This window comes from Methylocystis iwaonis (assembly GCF_027925385.1).
GTDB lineage: Bacteria > Pseudomonadota > Alphaproteobacteria > Rhizobiales > Beijerinckiaceae > Methylocystis > Methylocystis iwaonis.
The window spans coordinates 846,443-871,930 of record NZ_AP027142.1; the positions used below are offsets into that span (position 1 = coordinate 846,443).

30 protein-coding genes and 1 other RNA gene are annotated in these 25,488 nt (G+C 63.8%); 25 read left to right on the plus strand and 6 right to left on the minus strand.

The window, feature by feature from the left end; all coding sequences use genetic code 11:
- Positions 1-34: 34 nt before the first annotated feature.
- The 7 genes from QMG84_RS04025 to QMG84_RS04055 all read left to right on the plus strand — a co-directional run bounded on the left by QMG84_RS04025 (position 35) and on the right by QMG84_RS04055 (position 3,595).
- Positions 35-304 (plus strand): type II toxin-antitoxin system ParD family antitoxin, encoded by a 270-nt coding sequence (locus QMG84_RS04025; RefSeq protein ID WP_202073004.1) that lies wholly within the window; start codon positions 35-37, stop codon positions 302-304.
- Positions 301-606, plus strand: coding sequence for a type II toxin-antitoxin system RelE/ParE family toxin (locus QMG84_RS04030; RefSeq protein WP_202073003.1), 306 nt, complete (start codon positions 301-303; stop codon positions 604-606). Before QMG84_RS04025 ends, QMG84_RS04030 begins: the two co-directional genes overlap by 4 nt.
- A 332-nt stretch (positions 607-938) precedes the next feature.
- Complete coding sequence (locus QMG84_RS04035) at positions 939-1,262, plus strand: AtpZ/AtpI family protein (RefSeq protein ID WP_202073002.1); 324 nt, start codon at positions 939-941, stop codon at positions 1,260-1,262.
- 83 nt (positions 1,263-1,345) lie between these two features.
- Entirely contained in the window at positions 1,346-2,113 is a 768-nt protein-coding gene (locus tag QMG84_RS04040) for a F0F1 ATP synthase subunit A (RefSeq protein ID WP_202073001.1), read from the plus strand.
- A 46-nt stretch (positions 2,114-2,159) separates the two neighbouring features.
- Positions 2,160-2,384, plus strand: coding sequence for a F0F1 ATP synthase subunit C (locus QMG84_RS04045; RefSeq protein WP_016920243.1), 225 nt, complete (start codon positions 2,160-2,162; stop codon positions 2,382-2,384).
- A 115-nt stretch (positions 2,385-2,499) separates the two neighbouring features.
- Complete coding sequence (locus QMG84_RS04050) at positions 2,500-3,084, plus strand: F0F1 ATP synthase subunit B family protein (protein WP_281930642.1); 585 nt, start codon at positions 2,500-2,502, stop codon at positions 3,082-3,084.
- A 13-nt stretch (positions 3,085-3,097) separates the two neighbouring features.
- Positions 3,098-3,595: a F0F1 ATP synthase subunit B family protein gene (locus QMG84_RS04055; RefSeq protein ID WP_281930644.1), complete on the plus strand. Its 498-nt coding sequence runs from the start codon at positions 3,098-3,100 to the stop codon at positions 3,593-3,595.
- Positions 3,596-3,644: 49 nt separating this feature from the next.
- On the opposite strand, the gene QMG84_RS04060 is transcribed toward QMG84_RS04055, so the two are convergent.
- Positions 3,645-4,241, minus strand: coding sequence for a hypothetical protein (locus QMG84_RS04060; protein ID WP_281930646.1), 597 nt, complete (start codon positions 4,239-4,241; stop codon positions 3,645-3,647).
- A 15-nt stretch (positions 4,242-4,256) separates the two neighbouring features.
- A complete protein-coding gene (locus QMG84_RS04065) occupies positions 4,257-4,802 on the minus strand; it encodes an invasion associated locus B family protein (protein WP_281930647.1) in 546 nt (181 codons plus the stop codon).
- A gap of 342 nt (positions 4,803-5,144) precedes the next feature.
- On the opposite strand from QMG84_RS04065, the gene coxB reads away from it, so the two are divergent.
- The 12 genes from coxB to QMG84_RS04125 all read left to right on the plus strand — a co-directional run bounded on the left by coxB (position 5,145) and on the right by QMG84_RS04125 (position 15,208).
- A complete protein-coding gene (coxB, locus tag QMG84_RS04070) occupies positions 5,145-5,990 on the plus strand; it encodes a cytochrome c oxidase subunit II (protein WP_281930649.1) in 846 nt (281 codons plus the stop codon).
- Positions 5,991-6,029: 39 nt separating this feature from the next.
- Positions 6,030-7,691, plus strand: coding sequence for a cytochrome c oxidase subunit I (ctaD, locus tag QMG84_RS04075; RefSeq protein ID WP_202072996.1), 1,662 nt, complete (start codon positions 6,030-6,032; stop codon positions 7,689-7,691).
- A 93-nt stretch (positions 7,692-7,784) separates the two neighbouring features.
- Positions 7,785-8,729, plus strand: a complete 945-nt coding sequence (locus QMG84_RS04080) for a heme o synthase (RefSeq protein WP_281930650.1) — start codon at positions 7,785-7,787, stop codon at positions 8,727-8,729.
- Between the two features lie 11 nt (positions 8,730-8,740).
- Positions 8,741-8,917 (plus strand): cytochrome c oxidase system small membrane protein, encoded by a 177-nt coding sequence (locus QMG84_RS04085; RefSeq protein ID WP_202072994.1) that lies wholly within the window; start codon positions 8,741-8,743, stop codon positions 8,915-8,917.
- A gap of 1 nt (position 8,918) precedes the next feature.
- Positions 8,919-9,512 carry a cytochrome c oxidase assembly protein gene (locus QMG84_RS04090; protein WP_281930651.1) on the plus strand — a complete coding sequence of 198 codons (594 nt, stop codon included), beginning with the start codon at positions 8,919-8,921 and terminating at the stop codon, positions 9,510-9,512.
- Between the two features lie 72 nt (positions 9,513-9,584).
- A complete protein-coding gene (locus tag QMG84_RS04095; RefSeq protein ID WP_202072992.1) occupies positions 9,585-10,475 on the plus strand; it encodes a cytochrome c oxidase subunit 3 in 891 nt (296 codons plus the stop codon).
- Between the two features lie 92 nt (positions 10,476-10,567).
- On the plus strand, positions 10,568-10,945 hold the full coding sequence (locus QMG84_RS04100; protein WP_202072991.1) for a DUF983 domain-containing protein: 378 nt from the start codon (positions 10,568-10,570) through the stop codon (positions 10,943-10,945).
- The gene (locus QMG84_RS04105) at positions 10,942-11,679 is read left to right on the plus strand and encodes an SURF1 family protein (RefSeq protein WP_281930652.1); all 738 of its coding nucleotides are present in this window, start codon (positions 10,942-10,944) and stop codon (positions 11,677-11,679) included. The genes QMG84_RS04100 and QMG84_RS04105 overlap by 4 nt, the downstream gene beginning before the upstream one ends.
- Positions 11,680-11,769: 90 nt before the next feature.
- Complete coding sequence (gene thrC / locus QMG84_RS04110; RefSeq protein ID WP_281931898.1) at positions 11,770-13,176, plus strand: threonine synthase; 1,407 nt, start codon at positions 11,770-11,772, stop codon at positions 13,174-13,176.
- 5 nt (positions 13,177-13,181) lie between these two features.
- The gene (locus QMG84_RS04115; protein ID WP_202072989.1) at positions 13,182-13,778 is read left to right on the plus strand and encodes a GNAT family N-acetyltransferase; all 597 of its coding nucleotides are present in this window, start codon (positions 13,182-13,184) and stop codon (positions 13,776-13,778) included.
- Positions 13,779-14,024: 246 nt separating this feature from the next.
- A complete protein-coding gene (locus tag QMG84_RS04120) occupies positions 14,025-14,708 on the plus strand; it encodes a WecB/TagA/CpsF family glycosyltransferase (protein WP_281930653.1) in 684 nt (227 codons plus the stop codon).
- 80 nt (positions 14,709-14,788) lie between these two features.
- Positions 14,789-15,208 (plus strand): hypothetical protein, encoded by a 420-nt coding sequence (locus tag QMG84_RS04125; protein ID WP_281930655.1) that lies wholly within the window; start codon positions 14,789-14,791, stop codon positions 15,206-15,208.
- A 250-nt stretch (positions 15,209-15,458) separates the two neighbouring features.
- On the opposite strand, the gene hisG is transcribed toward QMG84_RS04125, so the two are convergent.
- The 3 genes from hisG to QMG84_RS04140 all read right to left on the minus strand — a co-directional run bounded on the left by hisG (position 15,459) and on the right by QMG84_RS04140 (position 18,652).
- Entirely contained in the window at positions 15,459-16,418 is a 960-nt protein-coding gene (gene hisG / locus QMG84_RS04130; RefSeq protein WP_281930657.1) for an ATP phosphoribosyltransferase, read from the minus strand.
- A complete protein-coding gene (locus QMG84_RS04135) occupies positions 16,415-17,578 on the minus strand; it encodes an ATP phosphoribosyltransferase regulatory subunit (protein WP_281930658.1) in 1,164 nt (387 codons plus the stop codon). The genes hisG and QMG84_RS04135 overlap by 4 nt, the downstream gene beginning before the upstream one ends.
- A 156-nt stretch (positions 17,579-17,734) precedes the next feature.
- Positions 17,735-18,652 (minus strand): hemerythrin domain-containing protein, encoded by a 918-nt coding sequence (locus QMG84_RS04140; RefSeq protein WP_281930660.1) that lies wholly within the window; start codon positions 18,650-18,652, stop codon positions 17,735-17,737.
- Positions 18,653-18,819: 167 nt separating this feature from the next.
- Here QMG84_RS04140 and QMG84_RS04145 point away from each other — a divergent pair, with 167 nt between their 5' ends.
- Positions 18,820-19,017, plus strand: coding sequence for a hypothetical protein (locus QMG84_RS04145; protein ID WP_281930662.1), 198 nt, complete (start codon positions 18,820-18,822; stop codon positions 19,015-19,017).
- Positions 19,018-19,086: 69 nt separating this feature from the next.
- Here QMG84_RS04145 and QMG84_RS04150 read toward each other — a convergent pair whose 3' ends face one another.
- Positions 19,087-19,863: a bestrophin-like domain gene (locus QMG84_RS04150; protein ID WP_281930663.1), complete on the minus strand. Its 777-nt coding sequence runs from the start codon at positions 19,861-19,863 to the stop codon at positions 19,087-19,089.
- 177 nt (positions 19,864-20,040) lie between these two features.
- On the opposite strand from QMG84_RS04150, the gene QMG84_RS04155 reads away from it, so the two are divergent.
- From QMG84_RS04155 to QMG84_RS04175, 5 genes are all read left to right on the plus strand, one after another.
- On the plus strand, positions 20,041-21,423 hold the full coding sequence (locus QMG84_RS04155; RefSeq protein WP_281930664.1) for a DUF7125 family protein: 1,383 nt from the start codon (positions 20,041-20,043) through the stop codon (positions 21,421-21,423).
- Between the two features lie 86 nt (positions 21,424-21,509).
- Positions 21,510-23,084, plus strand: coding sequence for a hybrid sensor histidine kinase/response regulator (locus tag QMG84_RS04160; RefSeq protein WP_281930666.1), 1,575 nt, complete (start codon positions 21,510-21,512; stop codon positions 23,082-23,084).
- Between the two features lie 57 nt (positions 23,085-23,141).
- Positions 23,142-23,238: signal recognition particle sRNA small type (gene ffs, locus QMG84_RS04165), an RNA gene on the plus strand.
- Positions 23,239-23,262: 24 nt separating this feature from the next.
- A complete protein-coding gene (locus QMG84_RS04170) occupies positions 23,263-23,619 on the plus strand; it encodes a GFA family protein (RefSeq protein WP_281930668.1) in 357 nt (118 codons plus the stop codon).
- Between the two features lie 53 nt (positions 23,620-23,672).
- Entirely contained in the window at positions 23,673-25,478 is a 1,806-nt protein-coding gene (locus QMG84_RS04175) for a DNA polymerase III subunit gamma/tau (RefSeq protein WP_281930669.1), read from the plus strand.
- Positions 25,479-25,488 lie beyond the last annotated feature (10 nt).

Genomic DNA, 25,488 nt, shown 5'->3' on the forward strand with positions numbered 1-25,488 from the left:
CTATATTTGACCCTTAGGCATCGGACGCAGGCCAATGAGAAGCGCGCAATTGTTCAGCGTCTCGCTTCCGCAGGAGTTGGCGGATTTCGTGGACGCAAAAGTGAAGTCGGGAGCTTACGCTTCGGCAAGCGAGGTGATGCGCGAAGGCGTCGTTGCGCTCTTGGAGCGTGAGGCGGCGCTTGAAAAATGGCTGCGCGACGAGGTGGTCAGGGGCCATGAGGAATATCTTTCCGACCCCTCGAAAGGCGTCCCGGCGCAAGCTGTGCTGGAGAGGATCAAGGCTCGCCGCGCCGCTGTGAAATGAAGCGCGACGCGCCGGTTATTTTTACGCCTCTCGCAGAGCGCCAACTCGATTCCCTACATGCCTGGATTTGCGAGGCTGCCGGCGAAAAAACAGCAGACGCCTATGCCGAGCGGCTCGTCAATTACTGCCTTGGACTCGCGACTTTTCCGCAACGCGGTCGTAAGCGCGATGACCTCCTGCCCGGGTTACGCACGATCGGCTTCGAGCGACGCGTGACGGTCGCCTTTGTTGTTGGCGAGGACGCCCTGCTCATCGAAGGCGTATTTTACGGCGGGCAGGATTTCGAGACCGCCTTCGAATGACATCTGGCCTGCCGCCGACGTTGGCTGCGAATGCTCCGAGAGTGGCTCCAACTCTCAAGCATCCTCTTCCCTTCGCAAATGCACAAACTTTCAGCCGGGGCGAATTGTCTTATTCCGGTGTTTTCCCTTTTGTTTCAATCTACTTGCGTAAATCCCCGCCGCCTTGACTTCACCGTGGCCCGTCAATATGTTGCGCGCGGCTCGAAAGGGGACGGCCGAAAGGCCGGGCTTTTTCGATCAAGCCGCTCCCGGAACCGGATAATTCCCCCGAACAAGCCGCCCTCGGCCATGGTTCAATTTTGCGCGCCAATCCGGCGCGACGGAGAGAGCCGATGAACGAAGACGACAAGCGGGACGCCGAAATGGACGCGCTCAACGCGCGGCTCGAGAAGCTCAACGCGGCGCTGCGTCAGCGCGAGGAAGAGCAGCTCGCCAAAGAGGCGCCGCCGCCCGAGAGAAGGGGCCTGTCACGGGCGTTGAGCGTCGGGCTCAATGCGTTTTCCGAATTCGTGGGCGCAGTGCTGGTTGGCGGGCTGGTCGGCTGGAAAGTCGACGAATGGCTCGGGACCAAGCCCTGGCTGATGATCGTCTTGCTCGGTCTCGGCATAGCGGCTGGCTTTTGGAATATTTATCGCGTGGCGAAGCCGCAGGCTTAACGCCGTCGCGATCGGGACGAGACCTAGGGCGCGGTTGTCGCGCGATCAATCGAGGGCCGGGCGGAGACGCCCGGGCAGGGACGATGAGCACAGAAGCAGCGGCCGCGCCGAATCCGATCGAACAATTCGAACTGCACCGCTACTTCCCGCATCAGATGGCGGGCGTCGAAACCTCCTTCACCAACGCCTCGCTCTACATGCTGCTCGCCGCGCTCGGCGTGGTGTTCCTGATGCTTCTCGCCACCTCGCGCAAGGCGATCGTGCCGGGCCGCTTCCAGGCGCTGGCGGAAATGCTCTACGAGTTCGTCGCCAACACGGTGCGCTCGACGGCGGGCAAGGAGGGGATGAAGTTCTTCCCCTTCGTCTTCTCGCTGTTTTCCTTCATCCTCATCTCCAATCTGATCGGGCTCATCCCCTACACCTATTCGGTGACGAGCCAGATCGTCGTGACGGGCGCCTTTGCGCTGCTGGTCATCTCGCTGGTGACCGCCTACGGCTTCTATCGCCACGGCTTCGGCTTCCTCAATCTCTTCGTGCCGCATGGCGTGCCGCTGCCGGTGCTGGTGATCCTCGTGCCGATCGAGGTGATCTCCTTCCTGTCGCGCCCGGTGTCGCTCTCCATTCGTCTTTTCGCCAACATCCTCGCGGGCCACGTGACGCTCGCAGTGTTCGGCGGCTTCGTTGTGCTGCTGCTTGCGGCCGGCGGCGTCTATCAGGCGCTCGCGCCGGTGCCGCTGCTCGCCATCGTCGCGCTCTATGCGCTGGAGCTGCTTGTCGCCTGCCTGCAGGCCTTCGTCTTCAGCGTCCTCACTTGCGTCTATCTCAACGACGCGATCCATCCGGGCCACTGATAAACATCCAACAATAAAAGCTGGTCCATAGAAACAGGAGAGTATTATGGCTACCGAAATGCAACTGGTTGGCGCGGGTCTCGCCGCGATCGGCACCGGCGCTGCGGCGATCGGCGTCGGCATCATCTTCGGCAATTTCGTCAACGGCGCTCTGCGCAATCCGTCGGCGGCCGCTTCCCAGTTCACCAACGCCATCATCGGCGCGGCGCTCGCGGAAGGCCTGGGCATCTTCGCCTTCGTTATCGCGCTGCTGCTGTATCTGAAGGCCTAAGGCTTTCCTGATCTCTTTGCGAGGCGCGCTTTCATTGCGCGCCTCGCGTCTTACGCCCCGTAGAGGCGCACCGCGTCCAAAGCGCGCGCCGCGTCGAAGACTTTGGATCATGTCCATGGCGATCATCTCTTCCGCCCACGCCGCCGAGGCCGAGCAGGAAACCCACGCGACGCATGAGTCGGTGGGCGCGACGGGCGGCGAAGCCCATCACGAAGGCGGCTTTCCGCCCTTCCAGACCGAGAATTTCGCGCCGCAGCTCGTTTGGCTCGTCCTGATCTTTGGCTTCCTCTACATTCTCATGTCGCGCATCGCGCTGCCGCGCGTCGGCGGCATTATCGAGAATCGCGAACAGAAGATCGTCTCCGATCTCGACGCCTCGCGCGAGATGCAGGCCAAGGCGCAGGCCGCCGCCGCCGCCAATGACGAAATTCTGCGCCTGCGTCGCGAAGAGGCCCAGGCCATCGGCCGCGAAGCCCAGCAGAAGATCGCCAATGAGACGGCTGCGCAGCGCACGCGCGCCGAATCGGACGCCGGCGAAAAGATTCGCGCCGCCGAGGAGCGTATCGCCGCCGCCAAATCTGCCGCGCTCGCCAATGTCGAAGCCATCGCGCTCGACGCCGCCGCTTCGATCGTCGAGAAGCTGACCGGCGCGCCGGCGGATCGCGCCCGCCTTGCCGCCGAATACAAATCCGTGAACTGAGGAGACGCGTTCCATGCATTTCGACGCGGAATTCTACGTCGCCGTCGGCTTCACGATCTTCGTGCTCGTGCTGCTCTGGGTCGGCGCTCATTCGAAATTCGCCGCGCTGATCGACGCGCGCATCAACCGCATCAAGAGCGAGCTTGCGGAAGCCGAGCGTCTGCGCTCGGAGGCCGAGACGCTGCTGGCGTCCTTTGAAAAGAAGCGCGAGGAAGCCGAGGCCGAAGCCAAGGCGATCGTCGCGGCGGCGAAGGAAGAAGCCGAGCTGATCGCCGCTGAAGGCAAGCGCCGCATCGAGGAATTCACGGCGCGCAGCGTGAAGCAGGTCGAGCAGAAGATCGCTCAGGCCGAAGCGCAGGCCGCCGCCGAAGTGCGCGCCGCCGCCGCCGATGCCGCTGTGAAGGTCGCCGAGCGCGTTCTTGCCAGCGGCGCCGCTGGCAAGGACTTCGTGATGGCGGGCATCAATGACGTGAAGTCGCTCGCCGAGCCGGCGCGCTACGTTTCGAACTGATCGAGCGCTTCTTACAAGAGAACGAGTGTTTTTGAACGGGCTGGCGCTTTTAGCGCCGGCCCTTCTTCTTTTTATGGACCGGGGCCTCGCCGGCGGCGGCGCCATCTGTGAAGCCGACGAGGATTTCGTAATCCTCCTGCGCCTTCGCGACCGTCGGCGCGATGAGCGGATCGGCAAGAAATCGAAAATCCGCGCGCGCTGCGCCCGATGGAACGGTCGCGCTCACTCGGTAGGTCTTCGACGACACGATCGAATCGTCCTTGGTTCGACGCAGCGCTACGCGGACCACGCCGCCATAAGAACCAGCGGCGCCGACAGGGCCCAGCATAGCGTCGCCCTCGACCCCAACCCTGATCGTCAGATGATCGCCTTCGACGATGCATTCCCGCGCGGTCGATTTGATCGATAGCTGATGATGCACGGCCGCCGAATCGGCGCCGGCAGGCGAACGAATCATCTGCGATCCGTCCTCATTGACGATGACAGGGCAATCGGCCGTGGCCCCCGGGGCCAGGGACTCCCCATTCGCGCCGCCCCCGAACCACTCGGGGACGCCAACCTTGGGAAGCTCGAATGCCGCCACGCCGAATGTGGAGAGCCCCGCGGCGACGGCCAGCGCTCCTAAACCAGTAAAGCCAGCTTTCATATAACGCGCCCATCCCTATGGAAGCTTTGCGAAGCCTTCTTTGAAGCCCTGGAGCGTCAGCGGAAGCCCGATTCCCTCTTCTGGAACCTGATGGATGATGAAGGTCGCGGTCTTACCATTTTTGAGCTGATCGATCAGCTTGTCGTCCATGACGACTTCTGCGACGCAACCCGTTGGCAGACATTTGACAAATCCGGCGCGACCGATGTCGGTTTCGTCGATTTTGAGACCGAGGCCATTCGGCAGCAGAACCCCGAGCGGCGCGATCACTCTGAGCAAACGACTCTTTCCGTCGCTGGTTTTCAGGACGATGACGACCAGATTGACGTTGCTTTTGTCCTCGGCGACGACGCTCTGGATCAAGGCGCATTGCTCGGAGGCGGCGCCCACGGGCGTCTCGCACCGAATCTCCCAATCGCCGAATTTGGATTTCACGACGCCTTGCGCTTGCGCCGCGTCGACACAGCCGATTGTCAGGAGAATTCCGGCAAGACCTGCGACTGATTGTCGCAATGGGGTCAGGTATGGGGCCATGTATGACGCGGCGCGCAAAGGATTCATGGTGGCTCCAGCAGCAATTGCTCTTCTTCGCCGATCCTGGGATCCAATCTCGGCCGCATAGCGGCGAACCGCGATGAGAGCCGCCGTTGCCTAGCAAATGGTCCCGTCCTGTCAAGCAGACGCGAAATCCTCGCGGCTTTTGCGGTTAGCGCGACGTTTTGTCATTTAAAATGTGGCGTCGCAGTAATTGCGCGAGGCTGCCGTTTGTGGTTGAACCGGGCCGGGTCGGGCGAGAGCTTTTGGCGGCGGAAGCGCGTCCGAAAATTGCATGAAAAACATCGAATCTGGCTGACGAATAAGGTGCGAAAGGCGACCTGCATGTCCAAGGGCAATCGAAAATTCATGTCTGGGGGAGCGCTCGCTGCGCTAGTTGCGCTTCCGGTCGTCCTCTTTGCAGGCTTCGCCTATGCTCAAGTCGAGGGGCAGCCCACGCCGGGCGGCATCGGCCTCCCGGCGACGGTTACCGACGTCGGTCATGAGACGCAGTTTTTCTATAACGGCATCCTTCTGCCGGTCATCACCTTCATCGCCCTCGCGGTGCTCGGTCTGCTGCTTTACGTCTCCTGGCGCTACAACGAGCAGGCGAACCCGGTGCCGTCGAAGCTGACCCATCACACGGGCCTCGAGATCGCCTGGACGCTGCTGCCGATCCTCATTCTGGTCTTCATCGCCATTCCGTCCTTCCGCATTCTCGCGCATCAGGTCGAAATCCCCGAGTCGAAGATCACCATAAAGGTGACTGGCAATCAGTGGTACTGGTCCTACAAATATCCCGAGGATCAGGGCGGCGGCTTCGGTTTCGACCAGCTCATGAAGCCGGAGAACGAGCTGAAGGAAGGCGAGCCGCGCCTCCTCGCCGTGGACAATGAAGCCTATGTTCCTGTCAATGAGGTCGTGAAGCTGCAGATCACCGCGGCGGACGTCATTCATTCCTTCGTTATTCCGGCGTTCGGCGTTCGCATGGACGCGGTGCCGGGCCGTCTCAACGAGACTTGGTTCCGGGCCGAGAAGGAAGGCGTCTATTACGGCCAGTGTTCGAAGATTTGCGGCAAGGACCACGCCTTCATGCCGATGGCGATCCGCGTCGTCAGCCGCGAGAAGTACGACGAGTGGCTGGTCGAGGCCAAGAAGAAATTCGCGGCGGCCGAGTCGCGCACCCGCATCGCCTCGAGCGAGCAGGCTCGCTGAATCAGACGCAAGACAACATAAGACATCGAGGAACAAACGATGGCGAGTTCGACTGCCGGAGCGCATGACCATCCGAGAGGCCTGCGCCGCTTTCTCTTCTCCACCAACCATAAAGACATTGGCACTCTCTATCTGATCCTCGCCGTCATCGGCGGGCTCGTGGGTCTGCTCATGTCGATGGGCATCCGCGCCGAGCTGATGTATCCGGGCATCAATGTGTTCCCGGGCCTCGCCAAGCTGATCAACGGCGCCGATCCGTCGATGGGCCTCGATCCGGCGAAGAACCTCTACAATGTGTTCATCACCGCCCATGGCGTGCTCATGATCTTCTTCATGGTCATGCCGGCGCTGATGGGCGGCTACGCCAACTGGTTCGTGCCGATCATGATTGGCGCTCCGGATATGGCGTTTCCGCGCCTCAACAATATTTCCTTCTGGTTCCTCGCCGTTTCGCTGATCCTTCTGGTGCTCTCGATGTTCGTCGAAGGCGCGCCGGGCATGCTCGGCTTCGGCGGCGGTTGGGTGTTCTATCCGCCGCTCTCGTCGAACACCGGCCATCCCGGTCCGGCGATGGATTTCGTCATCCTGTCGCTGCATCTTGCGGGCGCGTCGTCGATCCTGGGCTCGATCAACTTCATCACCACGATCTTCAACATGCGCGCGCCCGGCATGACGCTGCACAAGATGCCGCTGTTCGCCTGGGCCATGCTGGTCACGGCCTTCCTGCTGGTGCTCACGCTCCCGGTTCTCGCCGGCGCGATCACCATGCTGCTGACGGACCGCAACTTCGGCACCATGTTCTATGATCCGGCCGGCGGCGGCGACCCGCTGCTGTTCCAGCATCTGTTCTGGTTCTTCGGCCATCCGGAAGTCTATGTGCTGATCCTGCCGGCCTTCGGCCTCATCAGCCACATCGTGTCGACCTTCTCCAAGAAGCCGGTGTTCGGTTATCTCGGCATGGCCTACGCCATGGTCGCCATCGGCTTCCTCGGCTGCATCGTGTGGGCGCACCACATGTATACGGTCGGTCTGTCGCTGAACGCCCAGCGTTACTTCGTCTTCGCCACGATGGTGATCGCGGTGCCGACCGGCATCAAGATCTTCTCCTGGATCGCGACGATGTGGGGCGGCTCGATCAGCTTCCGCGCGCCGATGATCTGGGCGATCGGCTTCATCTTCGTGTTCACCATGGGCGGCGTCACCGGCGTCGTTCTGGCGAACGCCTCGGCCGACCGCCAGCTCCACGAGACCTATTTCGTGGTAGCGCACTTCCACTACACCATGTCGCTGGGCGCGGTGTTCGCCGTCTTCGCGGGCTTCTATTACTGGTTCCCGAAGATGACGGGCTATCTCTACAATGAGACGCTCTCGAAGGCGCACTTCATCGTGCTCTTCATCGGCATCAACATGACCTTCTTCCCGCAGCATTTCCTCGGCCTCGCCGGCATGCCGCGCCGCTACATCGACTATCCGGACGCTTTCGCGCTCTGGAACTACATCTCCTCGGTGGGCGCGTTCATCGGCGGTCTGAGCATGCTGATCTTCTTCTATGCGGTCTACGAGGCCTTTGCGAAGAAGCGTGAAGCGGGCGCCAATCCGTGGGGCGTCGGCGCCACGACGCTGGAATGGACGCTGCCCTCGCCGCCGCCGTTCCATCAGTTCGAGGTCCTGCCGCGCATCTCCGGCCCGGGTCATCAGTAATCGAACGCTAGACTGGCGCGGCTCTTCGGCCGCGCCAGTTACCCCAATAGACGATCAAGCTCGCGTTTTATCCGATCAAGAGCGAACCAAGCGATGAGCGACGCTTCCTATCTCGACGGCGCCGAAGCGGCGCGCAGCGTTCCGCAACTTCCGGTCGCTGCCCCTTCGGATTATTTCCAGCTGCTGAAGCCGCGCGTGATGTCGCTCGTCGTGCTGACTGCGCTCGCCGGCATTCTCATTGCGCCGGTTCCGCCGCATCCGCTCGTCGCTTTCGCGGCGCTTCTCTCCATCGCCGTCGGCGCCGGCGCCTCCGGCGCGCTCAACATGTGGTACGACGCCGACATTGACGCGGTCATGACGCGCACGGCGCGCCGCCCGATTCCCGCCGGCCGTATGGAGCCCGAATCGGCGCTGGCCTTTGGCCTCGTGCTCTCGATGCTGTCGGTTTTCACGCTGGGTTTTGCGACCAACTGGCTCGCCGCCTCGCTTCTGGCCTTCACCATCTTTTTCTATGTCGTCATCTATACGATGTGGCTGAAGCGTTCGACGCCGCAGAACATCGTGATCGGCGGCGCGGCGGGCGCCCTGCCGCCCATCGTCGGCTACGCCGCCGCAACGGGCGACATCAGCCTCGCCAGCATTGTCCTCTTCGCCGTCATCTTCGTCTGGACGCCCCCTCACTTCTGGGCGTTGGCGCTGGTGAAGCATGACGATTACAGCCGCGCCGGCGTGCCGATGATGCCGAATGCGCTCGGCGCCGATCGCACGCGTCTCGAGATCCTCGTCTATTCGCTCGTGCTGGCGCCCCTGGGCGCCGTCCCCTGGGCGCTGGGCTTCGCCGGCGCTGTCTATGGCGCTGTTGCGATTGCTGCGGGCCTCTATCTCGCTTGGCTCGCTGTTCAGGTCTATCGCAGGCGCGAGGGCGACATTGCCCGCCGAGCCGCGATGAAGCTGTTCTTTTTCTCTATCTCCTATCTCTTCCTGCTGTTCCTGATCATCGTCGGCGAGCGCCTGCTGACGATCGCCGGCATTATCTGAAGGGAGACGAGATGAACGTCGAGCACAACCCGAATATCGAAGAGGGCGTCGTCCTCACCCCGGAGCAGGCGCGTAGCCGTCGCGCCCGCAATATCGCCATCGCCGTGACTGTCGCCTTGCTGGCGGTGCTGTTCTATGCGCTGACCCTCGTCAAGCTCGGCGGCGCCGTCGCCAATCGGCATATCTGACATGTCCGAGCCCGCCCGCAAGACGCTCAAAAGACCCGGCGCGATCGCCGCGGCGCTTGTCGTCGGCTCTTTGGGCATGCTTGGGCTGTCGTTCGCTTCCGTCCCGCTCTATCGGGCCTTCTGCGCCGCGACCGGATTCGGCGGCACGCCGCAGGTCGCCAAAGCGAATTCGACGGAGCAGGGCAGCCGTTCGCTGGCCGTCCGCTTCGACGCCAATGTGTCGCGCGAGCTCCCGTGGCGTTTCGAGCCCGAGGTCCCTAAAATTTCGCTGCGCACCGGCGAGACGACGACCGTCTATTACAAGGCCACGAATCTCTCCGATAAGGAGACGCGTGGACAGGCGGCCTATAACGTCAGTCCCGATCAGGCCGGCGCATTCTTCGTGAAGGTCGCCTGTTTCTGCTTCGACGAACAAAGGCTCGGCCCCGGCGAGACCGCCGAGTGGCCCGTCGTCTTCTATCTCGACCCCGCGCTCGAGAAGGAAGAGACGATGCGCCGCGTCGAGGAGATCACGCTTTCCTATTCCTTCTTCCCGACCAAAGCGCCGGCGACACCCAAAACCAGCGCCGAAGCCGGGCAGAAGCCCAAGTCCTGACCGCCGGCGGCGCCGGGGGGATTTCAACCTGGAACACGCCGGGCGACCGGCGAATGACGAGGAAAAGAAGAAATGGCCGACGGACACGCCAAACCGCAGCATGACTATCATCTTGTCGATCCGAGTCCGTGGCCGATCGCCGGCGCGTTTTCAGCGCTCTTCACGGCCATCGGCGCGATCATGTGGATGGCGCAGCACAAGGGCGCGCCGATCTACGGCCAGACCTGGGGCGGCGTGCTCTTCTTCATCGGCTTCGCGCTGATTCTCGCTGTCATGTACGCTTGGTGGAGCGACGTTGTTCGCGAAGCGCAGGTCGAAGGCCATCACACGCCGGTCGTCCAGCTTCATCACCGCTACGGGATGATCCTGTTCATCCTCTCCGAGGTGATGTTCTTCGTCGCTTGGTTCTGGGCCTTCTTCAATTCCAGCATCTTCCCCGGCGACATCTGGCAGGTGACGCGCACCGAGTTGTTCCATGGCGTTTGGCCGCCGCAAGGCGTCGAAGTGCTGAGCCCCTGGAAGCTGCCGCTGCTCAACACGGTCATCCTGCTGACCTCCGGCGTGACGCTGACCTGGGCGCATCACGGCCTGCTGCACGACAACCGCGATCAGCTCAAGAAGGGCTTGATGGCGACGATCGGCCTGGGCCTGCTCTTCAGCCTGATCCAGGGCTACGAATATGCGCACGCCCCCTTCGCCTTCTCCTTCGATCCGGCGCATCCGGCGGCGACCAATTACGGCTCGACCTTCTTCATGGCGACCGGCTTCCATGGTTTCCACGTCATCGTCGGCACGATCTTCCTGACTGTCTGCCTGGCGCGCGCTTTCAAGGGGCATTTCACGTCGGGTCAGCACCTCGGCTTCGAGTTCGCCGCCTGGTATTGGCACTTCGTTGACGTGGTCTGGTTGTTCCTGTTCTGCTGCATATATGTGTGGGGGAACTGGGGCGGCGCGATGGAGTAATTGCGCGGCGCGTAGCCCACGCGCCCGCCTCATTGCTGAAATTGACGGTCACGGCGCCGCCGTGGCCGTTTTCTTATGGAAGCGAGATGAAAATGGCTGAAGAGCAGATTTACCCGCCGGCGCGAGTCTATATCGACGGTCTGCTCGGCAGGTGCCCCCGTTGCAGCAAGGGCCATATGATCAAAGGTCTGCTGCAGGTCGCGCCGAAATGCGAGGTCTGCGGGCTCGATTTCTCTTTCGCCGACACCGGCGACGGACCGGCCATTTTCGTGATGATGATCGCAGGCTTTCTCATCGTCGGCCTCGCCTGGTACATCGAGGTGGTTTATCAGCCGCCCTATTGGGTGCATGCGCTGATCTTCCTGCCGTTCTCGGCAATTGTTTGTATCGGCCTGCTGCGGCCGGCAAAGGGCCTGTTGATCGCGCTCCAATATTTCAACAAGGCCGAAGAGGGCCAGCGCGAATCATGACAGCGGGCGCGCGGGCGCTGCTCTGGCCCGCAGTCGCAACAGCGCTGGCCTGCGCGCTGCTCGCCAGCCTCGGATTCTGGCAGGTGAGGCGCCTCGGGGAGAAAGAGGCGCTGATCGCGCGTGTTGAGACGCGCGCGCATCTCGCGCCCAAAGCGCTTCCGCCGCAGGGGGCCTGGGCGACGTTGTCGCCCGCCGATTATGAATTCACCCATGCGCTTGCCCGCGGACATTACCTCGCTGGCCGCGACGCCTTGATCTTCATGAAGCCGCCCGAGGGCTTTGGCCTCGAGCCCGGCTATATGGTCGTGACGCCCTTCGCGCTCTCGGCGGGCGGCGTTGTTCTTATCGAGCGCGGATTTACCCCCGCCTCCAAGATCGACGACGCCGAAGGTCGCGCGCCGCCCGCGGGCGAGACGGAGATCGCTGGTCTGCTGCGGGCCCCGCAAACGCGAAACCCCTTCACCCCGGCGGACGCCCCCAGCCGCGCGATCTGGTATACGCGCGACCCGGCGGCGATCGCCGCCGCGCTTGGCGCCGGCGGCGCGGCTCCCTTCACGCTGGCCCTGACCAGCCCGCAGAGCGCCGGCCCGAACGGCTTCCCGCGCCTCGTCGCGGCCGCGCCAGAATTCGTGAATAATCACCTCTCCTACGCCTTTACCTGGTTCTCACTCGCCACCGCGCTGCTGATCATTTTCGTCCTATATGCGCGCGGGCGGCTGAGAGGCGCCGCATAAAGAGGCGACGAGCCTTGCGGCCAGCGTGGATATGGTATGAAAAGGCGTCGATGCGCGACGCATCGCGCCGCTTGCGAGATGGATCTGAAATTGCGCTACCTTTCGACGCGCGGTGAAGCCGCGCAGCTTGCTTTCGACGACGTTTTGCTCGCCGGCCTCGCAACGGACGGCGGCCTCTACACGCCACTCGCCTATCCGCATGTCTCGCCGAAGGACATCGCGGCGCTTGCGGGGCAATCCTACGCCGACACAGCCGCCCAATTGATCGCGCCGTTTCTGACGGAGGAAGCGGCGCGGGAGGCGCTACGCGAGCAGACAAAGTCGGCCTACGCCACCTTCCGGCATCGCGCCATCGCGCCGCTGACCCAGATTGCCGACAATCTCTTCGTGCTGGAGCTTTTCCACGGCCCGACCCTCGCGTTCAAGGATCTGGCCATGCAGCTTCTCGGCCGCATGATGAATGACGTGCTGGAGAAGCGGAATCTGCGCGCCACAATCGTCGGCGCCACCTCGGGCGATACGGGCGCTGCGGCGATTGAAGCGTTTCGCGGCCTGCCGCGCGTCGATGTTTTCATCCTCTATCCGCACGGCCGGGTCTCGGACGTGCAGCGCAAGCAGATGACCTGCGTCGCGGATGAAAATATTCACACGATCGCGCTGGAGGGCACGTTCGACGACGCGCAGAATATTCTCAAGCGTCTGTTCCGCAATCAGCCGTTTCGTGAACGCGTCAGCCTCGCCGGCGTGAATTCCATCAATTGGGCGCGCGTCGTCGCGCAAATGGTCTACTATTTCACCAGCGCCGTCTCCGTCGGCGCGCCGCATCGGCGTGTTTCCTTCGCCGTTCCGACGGGAAATTTCGGCGACGTGCTCGCGGGCTATATCGCCAAACATATGGGCCTGCCGATCGAGCGCCTGATCGTCGCCACCAACGCCAACGACATTCTCGCCCGCGCGATTGCGACCGGGCGCTATGAGCCGCGCGGCGTGACCCCGACGCAATCGCCCTCGATGGACATACAAGTCTCGTCGAATTTCGAGCGTCTGCTGTTCGACGCCACCGGGCGCGACCATGCGGCGATTCGCGCCGCCTTCGCCTCGCTCGAGCAATCCGGCGCTTTTGACATCCCCGCCGCCGCGCTCGCCGCCATTCGCGCCGAGTTCGACGCGGCGTCCGTCGGCGAAGCCGAGACGACCGATGAGATCGCGCGCACCTGGCGGGACGCCGGCTATGTGCTCGACCCGCACACGGCGACCGGCGTGCGCGCGGCGCGGGCGCGGCTGGCGCAGGACCCCGCGACGCCCGTCGTCGCGCTCTCGACGGCTCATCCGGCCAAATTTCCCGAGGCGATCGAACGCGCCATCGGCAAGCGCCCGCTTCTCCCCGAATCGATTGCCGCGCGGCTCGAAGGACCCGAGCGCTTCACCATCCTGGAAAATGACGAAGCGCGCATTGCCAGCTTCATTGCGGAGCGCGCCCGCGCGGCGCGAGCTTGACCTCCATGGCTCTTTTTGGCGTTCTTGGCCGTCGCGACATGCCTATCAGAGGCGAGGGGGTCTATCTGCGGCCTTCCGAGATGCGCGACTATCTGGAGTGGTCGTCGCTGCGTGAGAGAAGCCGCACCTTCCTCACGCCCTGGGAGCCGATCTGGCCCGTCGACGATCTCACGCGGGCGAGCTTTCGCTATCGGGTCCGCCGCCATGCGGAGGAGATGGCGCGCGACGAGGCCTATTCGTTTTTTGTTTTCCGCGAGGAGGACGACGTTTTGCTGGGCGGGCTCTCCTTCGGCCACGTGCGACGCGGCGTCTCGCAGGCGGCGACGCTCGGCTATTGGATGGGCGAGCCCTACGCCGGCAAGGGCTATATGACTCGCGCCGTGCGCGCCTCCTGCGCCTATATTTTCGAGAAACAGGGCCTGCATCGCATCGAGGCCGCGTGCTTGCCGACGAATGAGCCCTCCAAGCGGCTCCTTGAGCGCGTCGGCTTCAAACATGAGGGCTATGCCCGATCCTATCTGAACATCAACGGCCAATGGCGCGACCATCTGCTATTCGCGCTTCTGGAGACGGACCCCATCCCGCCCGGCAAGCCTGTATAACGCCAAGTCTTGGCTTTCACTGGCTTATCCCAAATCGTTAGCGTCCGTTAATTGAATTTCGAGCATCGCATAAGCATCCGGTTCAGGGCGTTCCCAGCTACTTGCTGATTTTCCTCGGACTTCGCGTAGGTTTCCAAAGTCGAGACGCGAAACGAGGATTGTTCCGTGGGTATCCAGAACATCGGTGCGACGGTTGTGGGCGGCTGTTCGGTGGCTTGCCTGAATCTCGAGGCAACAGCGCAATTGATGTTGGACCTCGCACGCGCGCCCGCCCGCAAGGAAGGTCCTTATTACTTGACCTCCGTCAACGGCGAAGTGCTGGCGCGCCGCTTCTTCGACCGGGATTTCGCGAAGTTGATCGACTGCGCCGACTCGATCGCCGCCGACGGCCAGCCGCTCGTCGTGGCCTCCAAGCTCTTTTCACAGAAGAAGCCGTTGCCGGAGCGCGTCGCCACAACGGACCTCTATCCGCTCGTCGCGCGCCTGGCGCAGGATACCGGCGCGAGCTTCTATCTCCTCGGCGCGTCCGAGGAGGTCAATCGCGCCGCCTATGAAGCGACCAGGCGCATCGCGCCGCGCCTCAATATCGTCGGCAGATCGCATGGGTTCCTGAAAGGCGCGGCGCTCGAAGCCAAGCTCGACGAGATCAACGCGCTCGCGCCGGATATTCTCTGGCTGGCCATGGGCGTGCCGCTCGAACAGCAATTCGTGCGCGACTACGCGCATCGGCTGAAAAATGTGAAGATGATCAAGACCTCCGGCGGCCTGTTCGACTTTGTCGCCGGCGCCAAGAAGCGCGCGCCAAAATGGATGCAGCTCATCGGCCTCGAATGGGCGTTTCGGCTGAAGCTAGAGCCGCGGCGGCTGTTCAAGCGCTATCTGACGACCAATCCGGTCGCGGCTTATTTGCTGTTGACGCAGACGCATTAGGCTGATCAATCCCGCCAGTTGAGAATTGCCCACGAGCTTAAACAACGGTACGGTGGGCGCGCTGGATACGAGAGGAAGCTTTGCGCGTCAGCTTTAGAGACTTACAGGACGCCTTCGAATTCGTGTCCGTTGGGGCAGGTGAACACGAAGCATTTTTATGTAAGAAGAGCGGCAAAATTTATTTCCACTCCGAGCTCGTTGATGATCTGGACGAATTGCCAGACGACGTTGGCGACAGCGACAAGTTCCTCCAGATACCGGACAAGCGAGCGTTCGATCTCGGCAAGCCACTCGTATTGGACTTCGCTCGCGAATTCCTGGCCGACGATTTCGAGGATGTCCGACAGTTTTTCGGCAAAAAGGGCGCTTACGCTCGCTTCAAGGGACTGTTGGAGCGACGGGGCGCGCTCGATCATTGGTATGCGTTCGAAGCGAAAGCGGAAGAAAACGCTCTGCGGGCGTGGTGCGAGTTCAACGGAATCGAGCTGGCCGACGGATAGCGGTAGGTCCGGCTATCACAATCTTATCCCCTCCCTCGTCCACTCAGCGCCGTCATTGCAAGGAGGCGGAGCCGACGAAGCGATCCAGGACCGCATCGCCGCCCTGGATTGCTTCGCTTCGCTCGCAATGACGGGCTCTGAGCAGAACCAGCGCTCTTATAGCTCTGGATTCCCGGTCGGGCTTTCAGCTCGCCGGGAATGACAAGTCCCCATGCGAGCTGTTCAAACGGAAATGGTATGACCGCCCGTCCTACAGTCGACCAGCCAGTCTTCCCCACAGCGCATTGCCGGCTTTGAAGACATAATCGAGCTTGGCGCTCGTCACGCTCTGGGCGCCCTTGCCGATCAGCCAGTCCGCGAGGGCCGCGACCTGCTTCGTCGGACAGGCGAAGGTCGTCGTGTCGCCATTGCGCTCGCGCAGCGTGGCGCCGAAATTGGCCTGCGCCTCGCTCAAAGCCGCATCGTTCAGCGCGACCGCCGCCCGCACCTCGCGCGTCGTCCGCGCTTCCTCTTCCGCCGCGATGCGCGAGAGGATGATGCGCGCGGCCTCCTTCGCCGTCTCGCTCCAGGGCGCCGAGAGCGACGCGACCAGATTGGCCTGCGAGCGCAGGATCACGCCATCGTCGAGAATCTTGAGCGCATTGGCGGCGAGCGTCGCGCCGGTGGTGGTGATGTCCACGATGAGATCGGCGGAGCCGGCGGCCGGGGCGCCTTCGGTGGCGCCGGAGCTTTCGACGATGCGATAGTCGCCGACGCCATGCTGGGCGAAGAAGCGGCGCGTGGTGTTGAGATATTTCGTCGCGACGCGCAGGCCGCGGCCATGGCGCGCGCGGAAGCCGTCGGCGACGTCCGCGAGATCGGCCATGGCGCGCACGTCGATCCAGGCCTGCGGAACCGCGACGACGACATTGGCGTGGCCGAAGCCCAGCGGCGCAAGCAGCTCCACTTTGCTCTCGGGATCGGCAATCTCCTCGCGCACGAGGTCCTCGCCGGTAATGCCGAAATGCACGTCGCCGCGCGCGAGGCGCCCGGTGATCTCGGAGGCGGAGAGATAGGCCACTTCGACGCCGTCGAGGCCGGCGATGGCGCCGCGATAATCGCGGGCGCCGCGTCCCTGCGTCAGTTCCAGGCCGGCGCGGGCGAAGAAGGCGTTGGCGTTTTCCTGCAGGCGGCCCTTCGAGGGCGTCGCCACGATGAGCTTCTGCGTCATGCCGCCTCTCCCGCGCGCGCGGCGCCGGCTAGTCTATCGATCCAGATGGCGGCGCCCACGGCCGGAATATCGGCCTTGGCGCCGAGCGTCTTCAAAAGCCGGTCGTAGCGGCCGCCGCCGATGACGGGCGCACTCTCGTCCGCGCGGCGCGCTTCGAAGACGAAGCCCGAGTAATAGTCGAGGTGACGGGCGAAGCTCGCCGAGAAGACCATGTCGTCGAGGTTCAAGCCGCGAGCGGCGATGAAGCTCGCGCGGGTGTCGAAGGAATCGAGCGCCGCCGTGAGGTCGAGCTTGGCGTCCTCGGCAAGCTTGCGCAGGGCCGCGGAAGCGATGTCCGGCGCGCCTTCTATGGCGAAAAAGGCTTCCGCCAAGGCCCGTTTCTCAGGCGAGACGCCGGCGCCCTCGGTGAGCGTCGCCTGATCGAGGAAGCGCTCGGCGATCTCCGCCGCGCTGCGGCCGCCGACTGGCGTGATGCCGGCGATGGCGAGGAGGTCTTCCACCAGCCGCCGCGCGTCGGCCGAGTCGACCTTGGCGAGCGCGGCGAGCACGCCCGACTGCTCGGCGCCGCGGCGGTTGGGCGGCGTGAAAATTTCAGCGATCGACTGGGCGCGCGCATGGCCCGACTCGACGCGTCGGCGCCACACCGGCGGCAGGTCGAGCCCGTCGAGAAAGGCCGACACCAACCCGGCGTCGCCGATGCGCACCGAAAGCCCTTTGGCTCCGCCAGCGGCGGCGGCGTCAAGCGCGGCGCCGAGAATTTCGGCGTCAGCAGCCTCGCGATCGTCGCGGCCGAAGCTCTCTATGCCAGCTTGCAGAAATTCCCCTTCGCCCGACGCCCCGTGCAAAGGCGCGCGGAAGATCGAGCCGCCATAGGCGAAGGCGGCGGCCTCTCCCGCTTGCGGCGTCGCGAGATAATCGAGGCACACGGGGATCGTATATTCCGGCCGTAGGCAGAGCTCGGCGCCGGAGGCGTTGGTCGTCAGATAGAGATGACCGCGAAAATCTTCGCCCGAGCGATCGAGAAAAACGCCAGCGGGCTGCAGAAGCCGGGGCTCGTGGCGCGTGAAGCCGGCCCGTTCGAAATGCGCAAGAATGGCCGCGAGCCTGTCGGCGGCGATTCTCTCCGGGGCTTGGCGGTCGGGGGCTTTATCGGCGGTCACGCGGGAATTTTCCTCTCGATTTTGCGTTTTCTTTAGCAATTGCCCCGCCCGCGCGCACCCGCTTTCGGCGCGAAAGGTGAATGGCCGGGCCCGGCTCAAAGAAAGAGCCGCGGGGACGCCGCGGCTCGATTACGATCCGAATGTGACTGGATCAGCTCAGCGACGATGCTCCCAGCCGCGGCGCGAGGCCTCGGAGTGGCGTTTGGGATCGCCGTGCCAGCCTCGATGCTGAGAAGATTGGCCGCCGCGCTCTTCTTCGCGGCCGCGCGCCTGCGCCTGCCCGCCCCGGCGCTCCTCCCAGCCGCCGCGGGCCCCGCGAGGCTCCTCCTCTCCCCGCCGGCGTCCTTCCTCCTCGCGGCCGCCCCAGGGCGACGGGCGCTCTTCTTCCTCCCAGCCGCGTCCTTCCTCGCCGCGCCGGCTTTCCCAGCTTTCGCGTCCGCGGCCGCCGCGCGGCGCTTCCCGGCCGGGCGGCTCGGCCCAGACTTCCTCCTCCTGCGCCAACTGAATATGCAGGGTCTTGGGTTGCGGCAGCAGCAGCTCCTCGGAGAACTGCTCCATCAGCTCGTCGCGCCGCGCCATCATCCGCTTGCCGAGCGCCGCCGTATCGACGCCGCCTTCCAGCGCCTTGGCGAAGATGCTGTCGGGGCTCTTTTCCTCCTCCTGGATATGCCGGCGTACATATTCCCCGAGCACCGTCACCTTCGCGTCGAAGAACGGGTCGCTCTGCGGCGTGCCCATGGCGATCTCGGCAGTCAGGATTTTCGCGGTGTCATGCTCGACCTGGGCCTCGTCGAGCAGCGGGTCGTCGACATGCTCGCGGCAGGCCGGGTAGAAGATTTCCTCCTCCAGCTCCGCATGGATGGTGAGCTCGAGGCAGATCTGCTGTGCGAGCTTCGATTTCTCGGCGCGCCGCTTCGCCTGCTCAAATTTGTCGAAAAGCCCCTCGACGCGGCGGTGGTCCGCCTTCAGCATTTCGATGGCGTCGGCTTTCTGCCTTTCGCCGTTTCCGCTGGTTTTCTCCTGCATTCCCTTCCCGGAACCCTTTTCGTCCCATTCGTCCATCTGCTTCGCCATGGGTTTCCTCGACGCGCTTGACTGAAACGCCCCTTTCAGCCGTTCGAAGCGCGTAACGCGGAGCGTGCTTGGGCTGTTCCAATTGAGCGGCGGCGGGGCGGGGCGCGGGCGCAATGGCTTTCTTGGCGCGCGCCGCCCCGGTATGCTGGGCAAAATTGGAGAGCGAAATGGCGGACCATGAACGGCTCACCGTCACCCTGCCGCAGTCTCAGGAGCTTGTGGCCGTCAAAGGCGATATTAAAGAAGGCTTGGCTGACGTTGCAGCCGGGAGAACCAAGGATTTTGATCTCGAAAACATCATTACCCGTGGGAGAAAGCTATTAGCCAGCCGCTCCGACTCTGCCGGACAGAGACGGGGAAGCTGATCTCGCCAAGATATGGGCTTGCGGGCAGGGCGGCTTCGCTGCGAATTGAGGGGCAGCCCCGGGCCAACGTCATTTTCCCGCCCGCTCCAGCAGTTGCTCCAGCGGCAGCGAACTCACTCCCTTAGGCGGCGCAAAAGGTTCCTCCACGGAGGCGACGAGGGAGAGGGCGACGACGGCCGCCGCGCTGAAAATCGCCTGCGCCAGCAACTGCGACCCGGCGCGCTCCAGATGCACGACGGCGAGGGCGATCTGCGTGATGAAGGCGATGATGATCACCGCCGCCCATTTGCGGTCGTCCGGATAGGCGCCGGCGATGGCGAGGCGCTGCTCGCGCGCCAAGCGCAGCTTCAACACCGTGTCGATCAGCGCGCGCTGGAAGGCGGGCTCGACCTTCGCGGTGCTCACGACCCGCGTCAGCGCATTGAGCGCCGCTTCCGCCTCGGGCGCGGGCTCGCCGTTTTCCATGGCCTTCCACTCGAGGGCGACCACGGACTCGATGTAGTTGCGCAGGGCTGTCGGCAGATCGTCGGCGCCGACGCCATTGCCACTCAGGGTCATGAGGGTCATCAATTCCTCGCGCTCCAACGCGAGGGCGCTATAGGCGCGGCGGTTGGCGTCCCAGACGTCCTGCGAGAGAAAGGTCATGAGGAGACCGAAGAGCGTCGCCGGCACGCCGACGAAGGGCGGAACGACGCCTTTCCAATTATGCATACGCGTCGACAAAGGGGAGGCGAAGCTCAACCAGCAGAGGAAGAGCGCCAGCGCGATCATGGTCCCGCTCAGCGTCAGCGCCATGACTGTGGTCGTCTGGGACATCCACCAGTGAATAAACGTCACGTTCTCCACGATCCCCTCCCGAGCCGAAAACCTGGCCTCTTGGGTAAGATGGCGGGCGCCGAACGGCAAGCCGCTGAAAACGGGCGGCCGTAGCCCGCTTGTTGGCGGGCTGCAGGAGTGGTTTGATTGGTCCTCAGTTTCCCGAAAGCAGGGTTCTTCGCAGCGATGCCCCAAACGATGATCGAAATGCCCCGCTTTCCGACTGGCGTTCCGGGCCTCGACGAGGTCTTGCAGGGAGGGCTTCCACGCGGCGCGCTGATCTTGGTCGAAGGGCCTCCCGGCAGCGGGAAGACGACCGTCGCATTGCAGTTTCTGCTTGCCGCCGCCCAGAGGGGCGAGAGCTGTCTGCTGGCGTCCAACGCCGAGACGCCCGAACAGCTCGAACGCATCGTCGCATCCCACGGCTGGAGCCTGGAAGGCGTTCATATGACCTCCTTGTCGGAGGCGAGCGGCGGAGAGGAGCTTCCAACGTCGGATTACACCCTCTTTCCAGAAGCAGAGGTGGAGATCGACGAAACCCTCCAGCACCTCTTCTCGGAAGTCGAAAGACTAAAACCGACGCTGTTGGTCCTCGACACGATTTCCAGCCTGAGGGTTGTTGCGCCCACGCCAGCCTTCCATCGGCGCCAGCTCAAGCGCATTCGGGATTTCATGGCCGCGCGCGGCTGCACGACAGTGATGCTGGACGAAGCCTCGATGACCGAAAAGGATCTACGCAGCCAAACGCTTTCCGACGGCCTTATCGAGCTGCAGCAAGTCGATTTCCATTATGGCGCCGATCGGCGTCGCCTCAGAGTTCGAAAGCTTCGAGGTTGCCGATATCTCAGTGGCGCGCATGATTTCACGATCACGACCGGGGGACTCGAGGTCTATCCCCGCCTCGTCGCACAGAGCTATGCGGCCACGCCGAGTTTTGAGCCGCTCGAAAGCGCCGTTCCGGAGATCGACGCACTGACCGGCGGCGGCGTTGCGCGCGGGTCCAGCACGCTCGTCGTTGGGCCCGCCGGTATCGGCAAGTCCACAATATCGACGCTTTACGTGATGGCGGCGGCGGCGCGCGGCGAAAAAAGTTGCGTGCTTCTCTTCGACGAGAACATCCCCACCTATATAGCGCGAAGCGAGGGCCTGGGACTCAAAATCCAGGCCGCAAAAGAGGCAGGGCTTGTCAGCGTCATACATCTCGATCCGGCGGAGCTCAGCGCGGGCCAGGTCGCCAGCCTTCTCATCCGCCACGTCGAAGCGAATGGCGCGAAGGTGGTGGTCGTCGACACTTTGAACGGCTACCTTCAGTCCGCGATGGAGGAGCCGAGCGTGTACCTGCACATACGGGAGCTCATCTCCTATTTGAGCCGCCGCCAGGTCGTGACCCTGCTGACCCTCACCCAGCATGGCATTCTCGGCCCCGAGACGGCGACGCCGATCGATCTCAGCTTTCTCGCCGACAATGTCTTCCTGCTGCGTTACTTCGAGATGAAGGGCGCGCTCATAAGGCTCTGTCGGTCGTCAAAAAGCGGACCGGGGGGCACGAGCACACAATCCGTGAACTCGTGGTGGGGCACGGTCGCATAGATGTCAGCGAACCTCTCGAGGGGTTTAGCGGCGTGCTCACCGGCACGCCTGTCTTCGCGGGTGAGGCCAGCCCGAAGGGGATGTGAATGACTTGGCGCGACTCCTGCGGAGTCGGCGGCGACGGGAAGGATTTTCGCATTCTGATCCTCACGCCGCACGGCCGCGACGCTGTTCTCGCCCAGCAGACGCTCAGCCGCACGGGCCTGCCCAGTTGCGTCTGTGCCGGAGTGGAGCAACTCCGTTTGGAGATTGCCGGCGGAGCGGGCGCGGTAATGGTTTCGGAGGAGGCGCTGCCGCGCGCTCACCCGGGTGAGTGGGGTTCGCTGTTTGGCGCCGAGCCCCCTTGGTCTTCCATGCCGATTGTCGTCCTGCTGGGGAGAGGCGCCTCCTCCCATAATTTCCCGTTGCTGCGTGCGCTCGAAATTCGACCCAATGTCAGCTTCCTGGAGCGGCCCGTCCCACGGCGCACGCTGATCAGCGCGCTTCGCTCCGCCCTAGAGGCGCGCCGCCTGCAGTATCAAATCCGCGACGCGCTCGATGAGCAGAAGGCCGCCAATCGCAAGAAGGACGAGTTTATCGCCACGCTGTCGCATGAGCTGCGTAACCCGCTGGCGCCCATCCGGAGCGCGGTTCATGTCTTGAGACGGTTGGACGACGACGAGGCGTCTAAGGACAAGGCAAGCCGATTGCTCGCGATGATCGAACGGCAAACGGACCATCTCGTCCAGCTCGTCGACGACCTTTTGGAGGCGTCCCGCATCACGACCGGCAAGATCGCGCTCAAGCGACGCCCTGTCTCTCTTGCCGAAACAATCCATCGGGCGTCCGAGATCAGCGAGCCTCTGATCGCCAGCGCGCGCCACAAATTGAGCATCTCGCTGGATGAGGAGCCGCTGGTCGTCGACGGCGATCCGGTGCGCCTCACGCAAATCTTCGCAAATCTCCTCAATAACGCCGCGAAATACACGCCGCCCGGCGGCCGTATCCAGGTCACGCTCGAGCGCGATGGGGCGCTTGCGATTGTCCGCGTGGCTGACGACGGGATTGGCATTCCCCAGGGAATGCTGTCCCACATCTTCGGTCTCTTCTCGCAATCCGACGGGACCGCAGGCCGCATGCAGGGTGGCCTCGGCATTGGGCTCGCGCTTGTGAAGAGCCTTGTCGAAATGCACGGCGGCAGCGTCGTCGCTTACAGCGGCGGCGCCGACCGGGGCAGCGAATTTGTGGTGAGCCTGCCTTTGGCTGCCACGCAGAGCGACGATTGCGAAACCTTCGACGGCGCCGCGCCCATGCGGCTCCACCGACGGGTCCTGGTTGTCGACGACGAGGTCGACGTCGCGGAGAGCCTGGGTCTGTTGCTCGAATCTTTGGGAGCCGAGGTTCGGGTCGTCTTCAGCGGGATCGAGGCGCTTTCCTGCGTGGTCGAATTCAAGCCCGATGTCGCCTTTCTCGATATCGGGATGCCGGCGATCGACGGCTATGAAGCTGCGCGGCGGATACGCGCCATGCGCGAAGGGGCGGGCCTCTGCATGATTGCTCTGAGCGGGTGGGGGCGAGACGAAGATCGAGCGCGCGCCATGGCGGCGGGTTTCGACCAGCACCTGACGAAGCCCGTGAGCGCCGACGCTTTGAGAAAGGTGATCACGGCGGCGTGTCATTGATGCGCGGGTAGAATTAGCCCCCTTGCATCGCCGCGCGACCTCTGCCACATAGGGCCCGGGAGGTTGGCGTTGGACGTTTCACTCGCCAACCGGGTCAGATCCGGAAGGAAGCAGCCCTAACGAGCTTGAGCGGGTCTTCGTCCAGCCTCCTACCTTTGATCCGCGCGAGGAGCTGCTGATGAGCGAGGCGTCTTACCGCGGCTCCTGCCAGTGCCAAGCCGTCGTCTTCGATGCGACGCTCGACCTCGACCACACCATCACCTGCAATTGCTCGCGATGCCAGCGGCTGGGCTCCGTGTTGAGCTTCGCGCCCGCGGATAAGTTCCACCTGCAAAAGGGCGCTGACGCCCTGACCGAATATCGCTTCAACACGAAGAAGATCGGTCACCAGTTCTGCAAAATCTGCGGGATCGAGCCTTTCGCTTATGGCGAGACGCCGGACGGCGCGCCGACGGTCGCGGTCAACGTCAATTGTCTCGATGGCGTCGACCCCCGGGCGCTGAAATCGGCGCATTACGATGGGCGAAGCCGGTAGATTTTTGCCGCGGGGCGGTAGAAAAGGCGTTCGCAAGCCTTTAGTACTTCGTCATGGACGACGCGCTGTTTCCTGATCCGCAAGGCGCCGGCGCGCCTCCCGCCGCCTATCGCGTCCTTGCGCGCAAATATCGGCCTTCGAGCTTCGCCGACCTCATCGGCCAGGAGCCGATGGTGCGCACGCTGGAGAACGCCTTCGATCTCGGCCGCATCCATCAGGCCTATCTGCTGACCGGCGTGCGCGGCGTCGGCAAGACCACGACCGCCCGCATTCTCGCCCGCGCCTTCAATTACGAGCTGCCGGCCACGGACGGCCGCGCGGCGGTCAACCAGCCGACCATCCATATGGATACGCTCGGCGTGCATTGTCAGGCGATCATCGACTCCCGCCACGTCGACGTGCTGGAGATGGACGCCGCCTCCCACACCGGCATCGACGACGTCCGCGAGATCATCGACAACGCCCGCTACCGCCCGGTGATGGCGCGCACCAAGGTCTATATCATCGACGAAGTGCACATGCTCTCCAAGGCCGCCTTCAACGGCCTGCTGAAGACGCTGGAAGAGCCGCCGGAGCATGTGAAATTCATCTTCGCCACGACCGAGATCGACAAGGTGCCGGTCACCGTGCGCTCGCGCTGCCAGCGCTTCGATCTGCGCCGCATCGACGCGGGGCTTTTGGCCGAGCATCTGCGCAAAATTTGCGAGAAGGAGAGCGTCGAGATCGAGCCCGACGCGCTCGCCATGATCGCCCGCGCGGCGGAGGGGTCTGTCCGCGATTCGCTCTCTCTGCTCGATCAGGCGATCGCCTATGGCTCGGCGCATAGCGCCAATGGGGCGATCAAGGCCGACGATCTGCGGCTGATGCTCGGCGTCGCCGACAAGTCGCGGGTGATCGACCTTTTCGAGGCCGTGATGGCGGGCGACGTGGCCAAGGCCATCGCCTTGCTCGAAGACCAATATAACGGCGGCGCCGATCCCGCGCAGGCGCTTCTGGAAATGGCGGAGTTCGCCCATCTTGCGACGCGCCTGAAGCTCGCTCCGGAGACGGCGCAATCCGCCGCGCTGACGCCGGAGGAAAAGCGGCGCGGGCAGGAGGCGGCCGAACGGCTCTCCGTGCCGGCGCTCACCCGCGCCTGGCAGATTTTGATGAAGGGCGTCGACGAGCTGCGCGGCTCGCAGCGGCCCTTGCAGGCGGCCGATATGGTGCTGGTGCGGCTGGCCTACGCCGCCGACCTGCCGACGCCGGGCGATGTGCTCAAGCAATTGGGCTATGGCGCGCCCGGCGCTGCGGCCGCCTCCGCCACACCCGCGAGCGCGCCGCGCGGCGCGCCCTTTGCGGCGAGCGTTTCGGCGCCAGTCGCACGCGGGCCCGTCGCCGCCAGACCCGCCGTGGCGCAGCCTGCGCCCGCCGCGCCCGGAGTGGCCATCGCGAGCTTCGAGGCGCTTGTCGCCCTCGCCGAGGAAAAACGCGAGATTCGGCTGAAGATTTCGCTCGAATCCGACGTGCGGCTGGTGCGCTTCGAGCAGGGGCGTATCGAATTCGAGCTCGCGCCGGGCGGCTCGCGCGAGCTGGCGTCCGCGCTCATGCAGAAATTGCAGCTTTGGACCAATGAGCGCTGGATGGTGTCGATCGTCGCCGCCGGCGGCGCGCCGACGCTGAAGGAAAAGCGCGAGGCGCAAGAGGCCGAGCGCCGCTCGGGGCTGGAGGCCGATCCGGTTGTGGCCAGCGTGCTGGCGCATTTCCCAGGGGCGCAGATTATCGCCGTGCGCAGCAAGGACGACCAAGCCTCGCGCGCTGGCGCGGAGGAGGCGGCGGATGTGCAATATGACGACATGTCGCCGCCCGAGGAAGATTGAGGAGAAGCGT

Coding starts and splice junctions, on each gene's coding strand:
- QMG84_RS04055 (WP_281930644.1), top strand. CDS start 3,098: ATGCATTTCGACGCGGAATTCTACGTCGCCGTCGGCTTCACGATCTTC.
- QMG84_RS04120 (WP_281930653.1), top strand. CDS start 14,025: ATGTTGGACCTCGCACGCGCGCCCGCCCGCAAGGAAGGTCCTTATTAC.
- QMG84_RS04170 (WP_281930668.1), top strand. CDS start 23,263: ATGAGCGAGGCGTCTTACCGCGGCTCCTGCCAGTGCCAAGCCGTCGTC.
- QMG84_RS04080 (WP_281930650.1), top strand. CDS start 7,785: ATGAGCGACGCTTCCTATCTCGACGGCGCCGAAGCGGCGCGCAGCGTT.
- QMG84_RS04140 (WP_281930660.1), bottom strand. CDS start 18,652: ATGGCGAAGCAGATGGACGAATGGGACGAAAAGGGTTCCGGGAAGGGA.
- QMG84_RS04085 (WP_202072994.1), top strand. CDS start 8,741: ATGAACGTCGAGCACAACCCGAATATCGAAGAGGGCGTCGTCCTCACC.
- QMG84_RS04115 (WP_202072989.1), top strand. CDS start 13,182: ATGGCTCTTTTTGGCGTTCTTGGCCGTCGCGACATGCCTATCAGAGGC.
- QMG84_RS04105 (WP_281930652.1), top strand. CDS start 10,942: ATGACAGCGGGCGCGCGGGCGCTGCTCTGGCCCGCAGTCGCAACAGCG.
- QMG84_RS04155 (WP_281930664.1), top strand. CDS start 20,041: ATGCCCCGCTTTCCGACTGGCGTTCCGGGCCTCGACGAGGTCTTGCAG.
- QMG84_RS04090 (WP_281930651.1), top strand. CDS start 8,919: ATGTCCGAGCCCGCCCGCAAGACGCTCAAAAGACCCGGCGCGATCGCC.
- hisG (WP_281930657.1), bottom strand. CDS start 16,418: ATGACGCAGAAGCTCATCGTGGCGACGCCCTCGAAGGGCCGCCTGCAG.
- QMG84_RS04065 (WP_281930647.1), bottom strand. CDS start 4,802: ATGAATCCTTTGCGCGCCGCGTCATACATGGCCCCATACCTGACCCCA.
- QMG84_RS04060 (WP_281930646.1), bottom strand. CDS start 4,241: ATGAAAGCTGGCTTTACTGGTTTAGGAGCGCTGGCCGTCGCCGCGGGG.
- QMG84_RS04100 (WP_202072991.1), top strand. CDS start 10,568: ATGGCTGAAGAGCAGATTTACCCGCCGGCGCGAGTCTATATCGACGGT.
- QMG84_RS04045 (WP_016920243.1), top strand. CDS start 2,160: ATGGCTACCGAAATGCAACTGGTTGGCGCGGGTCTCGCCGCGATCGGC.
- QMG84_RS04145 (WP_281930662.1), top strand. CDS start 18,820: ATGGCGGACCATGAACGGCTCACCGTCACCCTGCCGCAGTCTCAGGAG.
- ctaD (WP_202072996.1), top strand. CDS start 6,030: ATGGCGAGTTCGACTGCCGGAGCGCATGACCATCCGAGAGGCCTGCGC.
- QMG84_RS04025 (WP_202073004.1), top strand. CDS start 35: ATGAGAAGCGCGCAATTGTTCAGCGTCTCGCTTCCGCAGGAGTTGGCG.
- QMG84_RS04050 (WP_281930642.1), top strand. CDS start 2,500: ATGGCGATCATCTCTTCCGCCCACGCCGCCGAGGCCGAGCAGGAAACC.
- coxB (WP_281930649.1), top strand. CDS start 5,145: ATGTCTGGGGGAGCGCTCGCTGCGCTAGTTGCGCTTCCGGTCGTCCTC.
- QMG84_RS04040 (WP_202073001.1), top strand. CDS start 1,346: ATGAGCACAGAAGCAGCGGCCGCGCCGAATCCGATCGAACAATTCGAA.
- QMG84_RS04095 (WP_202072992.1), top strand. CDS start 9,585: ATGGCCGACGGACACGCCAAACCGCAGCATGACTATCATCTTGTCGAT.
- QMG84_RS04030 (WP_202073003.1), top strand. CDS start 301: ATGAAGCGCGACGCGCCGGTTATTTTTACGCCTCTCGCAGAGCGCCAA.
- QMG84_RS04160 (WP_281930666.1), top strand. CDS start 21,510: ATGACTTGGCGCGACTCCTGCGGAGTCGGCGGCGACGGGAAGGATTTT.
- QMG84_RS04035 (WP_202073002.1), top strand. CDS start 939: ATGAACGAAGACGACAAGCGGGACGCCGAAATGGACGCGCTCAACGCG.
- QMG84_RS04175 (WP_281930669.1), top strand. CDS start 23,673: ATGGACGACGCGCTGTTTCCTGATCCGCAAGGCGCCGGCGCGCCTCCC.